This is a genomic window from Haliscomenobacter sp. (genome assembly GCF_040403615.1).
GTDB lineage: Bacteria > Bacteroidota > Bacteroidia > Chitinophagales > Saprospiraceae > Haliscomenobacter.
The window spans coordinates 1-5,887 of the sequence record NZ_JBBAKG010000189.1; the positions used below are offsets into that span (position 1 = coordinate 1).

The 5,887-nt window shown below is 46.4% G+C and carries 5 protein-coding genes and 1 tRNA gene; 5 read left to right on the forward strand and 1 reads right to left on the reverse strand.

Annotated elements, in window-relative coordinates; genetic code table 11:
* Positions 1–58: 58 nt before the first annotated feature.
* Positions 59–595, reverse strand: coding sequence for a hypothetical protein (locus ABW391_RS28230; RefSeq protein ID WP_353485256.1), 537 nt, complete (start codon positions 593–595; stop codon positions 59–61).
* A gap of 299 nt (positions 596–894) precedes the next feature.
* On the opposite strand from ABW391_RS28230, the gene ABW391_RS28235 reads away from it, so the two are divergent.
* The 5 genes from ABW391_RS28235 to ABW391_RS28255 form a co-directional block, all read left to right on the forward strand.
* Positions 895–968 (forward strand) — tRNA-Cys (locus ABW391_RS28235).
* A 148-nt stretch (positions 969–1,116) separates the two neighbouring features.
* Complete coding sequence (locus ABW391_RS28240) at positions 1,117–2,118, forward strand: TerC family protein (protein ID WP_353485257.1); 1,002 nt, start codon at positions 1,117–1,119, stop codon at positions 2,116–2,118.
* 26 nt (positions 2,119–2,144) lie between these two features.
* Positions 2,145–2,981 carry a universal stress protein gene (locus tag ABW391_RS28245; protein ID WP_353485258.1) on the forward strand — a complete coding sequence of 279 codons (837 nt, stop codon included), beginning with the start codon at positions 2,145–2,147 and terminating at the stop codon, positions 2,979–2,981.
* A 5-nt stretch (positions 2,982–2,986) separates the two neighbouring features.
* Entirely contained in the window at positions 2,987–4,366 is a 1,380-nt protein-coding gene (locus ABW391_RS28250) for a sigma-54-dependent transcriptional regulator (RefSeq protein ID WP_353485259.1), read from the forward strand.
* A 28-nt stretch (positions 4,367–4,394) separates the two neighbouring features.
* Positions 4,395–5,887 (forward strand): DUF7477 domain-containing protein (locus ABW391_RS28255; RefSeq protein ID WP_353485260.1); only part of this gene is annotated, 1,493 nt, incomplete at its 3' end.

Sequence of the window (5,887 nt, forward strand, 5' to 3'; positions counted from 1 at the left end):
AGTGTCTTATCTAATCCTCTGGCTCAAGAAAAATGATCACTTATTTTTGCCCCACCACTTATTGTTTTTCGTAAGTCGTTTCAACCCAAGCTTCTTTATACGGATAAACTTCAATGTGCTTCGACACCAGATAAATGCGGGGCTTGGTGGCGCCGGTTGGCTTATCAAGACTGGAGATTTGTTGCCGCATGGCTCCATCTTGATCTACCCAAATTTCACCAGCACTAGCTTTGGTGGAAGGTGACGTGAGTGTTAAAACCCCATCTTCAATGTCCTTGCTGTCCAGTTTTTTGACCTCCAATTTCCAGTTCCCTTTTTCGGATGTAGGCGTTCCGACCAATACATGGCTAATGAAAGTACCATCCGCAAAAAACTCATAGGCAACTACTCCTTCTTTCATGGTTACGGTTTGTTTCTTTTCCCCTTTTTCGTTGATGCCGAAGGAAGCTCCACTTTTTAGTTTCCAATAGCCAATTAAGGAGGTATATTCAAGTTTAACCGGGACGGTTGCCGTGTCTTCCTTACTGCACATAAAGGCAGAACTGGCAACAAAGCTAAAAGCCATTATAAATAGCAGTGCAAATCGATTTTTCATAATTCATTGATGGTTTAGTAACGCAGAAAAATTAACTTCCCTCTAAAAAAATCAGGAAGTAATTTTTTGCGTCATACTTAGGAATTAAATGATGATTCAAAACTACGTTGCTGCCCAACCCTTCTCAAGTGCTACTCGATGAACTACTTTTTTTATCGGTGAACGACACCAGAACCAAACTCTTAGGTTCTTTAGCGCACTAAACTTTTCAACTTTTTTTCCCAAAGTACTTGCACAGCATATCTTCTTCTCCTATCTTTGCCACTCCAAAGCGCGATCGCGCGTTTTGACGACCACAGGGTCGGGTGGCCGAGCGGCTAGGCAGAGGTCTGCAAAACCTCGTACAGCGGTTCAAATCCGCTTCCGACCTCCAATTTTCGACTAAAAGGGCAATCGATTCGATTGCCCTTCTTTTTTTCCCGAACTCCCCGTCTGTTTGAGGTGTTGATAGAGGACTTTGTATTTTTGTCATTGCCTTTAGCCCATCAATACCATCACGAGAATCAACAGAATCATTCATTATGCTCATTTGGATTGGCTTTTTAGTTTTAGTAGCTGCATTGCTCGCCCTTGATTTGGGCGTATTCAATAAAGATGCCCATACCATCAATGCCAAGGAAGCCTTGCGTTGGACAGGAGTATGGGTCGCTTTTTCATTGCTATTCAGCATCTTCATCTATTTCGCTTACGAGAATAGTTGGGTACACGAAGAAGGTGCCCCCATGTCGGGTCAAAAAGCAGTGATCACCTACCTGACGGGTTATTTGGTGGAACAATCACTGAGCATCGACAATATATTTGTCATCGCCGTGATCTTTGCTTATTTTAAAATTCCACAGCAATTCCAGCACCGTGTGCTGTTTTGGGGCATCATTGGAGCAGTGTTGTTTCGAGGTTTTATGATTTTGGTAGGCTCCGTGCTGCTGCACCGCTTTGGTTGGATCACCTATGTTTTCGGCGCAATTTTGCTGTATACTGCTTACCGCATGTTGGTGCAAAAAGACCACGACGAAGATGTTGATGTAGACAAGAATCCGTTGGTCGCTTTGGCCAAGCGATTTTTTCCAGTCACCGATCGATTTCACGGAGAAAATTTTTTCATAAAAGTAGACCATGCTACTGCGGCTACGCCTCTGTTTATTGCCCTTTTGGTGATCGAGACCACCGATATCATGTTCGCTTTTGACAGCATCCCTGCCATATTCGCCATTACCACCGATCCTTTTTTGGTATTTACCTCCAATATTTTTGCTATCTTAGGGCTGCGATCTTTGTATTTCGTACTGGCTTCCATGCTCGACAAGTTTCCCTACTTGCGCTATAGTCTGGTAGTCATTTTGGCTTTTGTGGGGGTCAAAATGTGCATTGTGCATCAGGTTGATTTACCAGAATGGCTTTCGCTTGCGGTGATAGCGGTTTCCTTGGCTGCTGGAATTCTCCCTTCTTTGTCCGAAGTTTTGCGTCAAGGTCGGGAAGAAAAAACCGCAGCGACCCCACTAAGCGACCCAAATATTAAAGCTTAAACCCCCAAACAATAAGACCCTAAAAAATGGATGCCATTTTATGCTTGACGGATTATCAGCAACACAGTGACCAGCCTTTCTTGTATGGCTTGCACCTCACCCGTCATTTGCACAATGAGCTTTATGTTGCACACGTCAAAGACGATGCCGATTTTGCAACCCTGGAAGATACCACCCATCTGGATGAAGCTACCGATGAAGAGCAACTGGAGGAGTTTAAAAAACTTCGGGCATTCATTCAATCCAATACCACCGAGGAAAATCAAAAACTGCCCGTTCGAGGTGTGATTGTAGGCGGCAACTTATGGGAAAGCATTCTGATGCTGACCGAAAAATACGATGCCGACCTGATCATCATGGGGATGCGCAACCGGATGAGCCTGGCGGGGCGCATATTTGGCAGCCTGGCCTCCAGAATGATCAATGCCGCTGTCGCTCCGGTTTTGATGACTCCGCCTGGAAACAAGTTTGCACCGATCAAAAACATCGTTTACGCCGCCGACTTTGATGTGGCCAATCTGGCTTCTATAGAAAAAATGGTAGCTTGGAGTCAGGCCCTCGATGCCCACCTTTACCTGGTACATGTCAATGACGATCCGGCAGACAATGTCTGGGCCCGGCAGCAGATGGATAAAATCATGCATGCGCTGGAGGAAGAAAACGAAGACCACCAATTGAGCTTTACCGTTTTGGAGGGCGAAGACATCATGGATCACCTGGAACGCTTCATGCAAGAAGTCAAAGCCGATTTGATTGCACTCACCGCTTACCACAAGGGTTTTTGGGACCGCATCTTTCGCAGTGGCCTGGCGCACGAAATCATTCAGGAGGTCAACATCCCCATACTCATCTTTAAACCCTGATTGCATTGCTGCTACTCATCGATGATGATATTGCCATTCAAGCTTCTCTTGCGCTGTTGTTTCAGCAAGAGGGATTTAAAATGTTGTCTGCCAATTCACCTCAAGAAGCATTGGCTTTTTTGGCAACTCAACAGCCTGAACTGGTCATCCTGGATATGAATTTTTCGGTAGAAACTTCTGGCCTGGAAGGATTGAATACCCTGCGCAAAATCAAAACCCTATACCCCCGGCTACCTGTTGTGTTGCTCACTGGCTGGGGTACGATTGAATTGGCCGTTGAAGGCATGAAGATCGGCGCAGCAGATTTTTTAACCAAACCCTGGCAAAACAACGTATTGCTGCAATCGGTTCGTACCGCCCTTAATTTGGCTCAAACACCTCCCCAAACCCCCAACCGCAAAAGATTAAACGAGCAATTCAATTTTGAAAACATCGTGGGTGAAGACCCCCAATTGCTGGAATTGTTGGAATCCATCGGGCGGGTTGCGCCAACTGATGCTCCGGTACTGATCACCGGAGAAAGCGGAACGGGTAAGGAACTCATTGCCGAGGCTGTACACCTGAATAGCAAGCGCAGCAAAGCACCTTTTGTTAAAGTCAATTTGGGCGGAATTTCGGCCAATTTGTTTGAAAGCGAATTGTTTGGCCATGTACGCGGCGCTTTTACTGATGCCAAAACCGATCGAATCGGTCGTTTCGAAATGGCCCACAAAGGCAGTATCTTTTTGGATGAAATTGGTGATCTGGATTTGAGTAGCCAGGTTAAACTGTTGCGGGTACTACAAGACCGCAGTTTTGAACCCCTTGGCAGCAGCCGCAGCAAAACCGTAGATGTACGCATTGTGTGTGCCACCAACCGCAACCTGGAAGAAATGGTGGCGCAAGGCACTTTTCGCGAAGACCTATTTTACCGCATCAACTTGATTACGGTCAAATTGCCAGCATTGCGCGAACGAGGAGGGGACATTCCGACGCTGGTCAGTTTTTTTGTCAACAACCTCAAAGTCCTTTACAACCGGCCTCAATTGCAGATTCAAAAAGAGGCATTACATTGGCTGCAAAACCTGCCCTTGCCGGGCAACATCCGCCAGTTGAAAAACCTAGTTGAACGCACCGTACTTTTAAGCACTGGAGATGAACTACGTGTAGCTGATTTTCAAAAGAATGTGCAGACATTTAGCCCTGGGACAAAAAGCAATGCTAAATTTCCGGAAGTAGGCACCATGACGCTGGAAGAAATGGAATTGGAAATGATCAAACGCGCACTGGCTTTTCATCAAAATAAACTATTAAAAGTAGCGCGATCGCTGGGGATTACGCGTTTTGCACTGTATCGAAGGCTGGAGAAGTACGGAATTGCCTTTGAAGATCGTGAAGAAGATTAAATACCACCACCCTAAAGAATCATCAACAATGAAACCGATTATTACCCTTGTTTTGTTTGCAATTGCACGCTTGTCTTTCGCGCAAGTTCAATCTTGCCAGGACATCATTTTTCCCACCCTGAATACCTCCTTATATCAAGGTGTGTACTACAGCGACATGCGCTGGGAAGATAGTAAGAAAATCACGGTAGCTTTCTTGAACGGCGACGAATTTTTGCGCAGCAAGGTCATCAAATATGCCCCTGAGTGGAGCAAACATGCCAACATCGTATTTGAATTTGTACCTGGCCCCCAAGCCGATATCCGCATCACCTTCAACAAAGGGGGCTCCTGGTCTTTGATTGGCAAGCAATCCAGCCAATTTTCAGTGGATGCCAATTCCGGCAAATCGCTCAGTGGTAAGGCAGGTACGTCCATGAATTATGGCTGGTTTGATCAGAAAACCAGTGAACAAGAGTTCCGGCGTACCATTTTGCACGAATTTGGTCATGCCTTGGGGATGTTGCATGAGCACTTGAGTCCTTTATCCGGCATCAAGTGGAACATGCCCAAAGTGTATGCGCACTACATGCAAACCCAAAACTGGAGCAAAGAGGACGTAGACAAAAACGTACTGAACAAATACTCCATTACCCAAACCAATGGCGAATACGACCCCAAGTCCATCATGCACTACCCGGTAGATAAGGCATTTACCGTGGATGGCTACGAAGTAGGCTGGAACTACGACTTATCGGCTGGAGATAAAAAGGCAATTGCTACGTTGTACCCATTTACCACCACCAAACCTACTACAACTACCACCACTACAACTACCCCCGAAGCGCCAGCATTGCGCTATCGAATTACTGGATTGGCCTTTGGTGACAGCATTTGGGCGTTGACCATGTCAAAAACAAAAACCAATTATACCGAAGCCTGGCGTACCCGCACGTATTTCCCCAAAGATGAAATCAAGGAGTTTTGGGACAAAAGATACTACATCTCCAATTTGACTTATGGCAACGGCATTTGGGCACTGGTCATGTCTACAGGTACTGGATTTACCGACCAAACCTGGCGCACCAACCCGGAATTTCCCAGTGCTTCGATTCAGGAATTGTGGGCAAGTGGTCACCAAATCAACAGCCTGAATTATGGCAACGGAGTATGGGCACTGGTGATGTCAAAAGGGCTGGGCTATGCACATCAGATCTGGCGTACCCGCCCCAATTTCCCCAAGGATGAGATCCAGGAATTTTGGGATCAGGGCTACTCCATTACCAATTTGACCTATGGAAATGGCCTTTGGGCCTTGGTGATGTCCAAAGGAGCGGGTTATACCGGCCAGATTTGGCGTACCCGCGATCATTACCCCAAGGACGAGATCCAGGAATTGTGGGCAAAAGGCTACCACATCACCCATTTGAGTTACGGCAATGGCCTCTGGGCGCTGGTGATGTCTAAAGGAACGGGATATGCCGTGCAATCCTGGCGCACCAGATCGAATTTTCCGAATGCGGAGATTGATGAGCTGTGGAA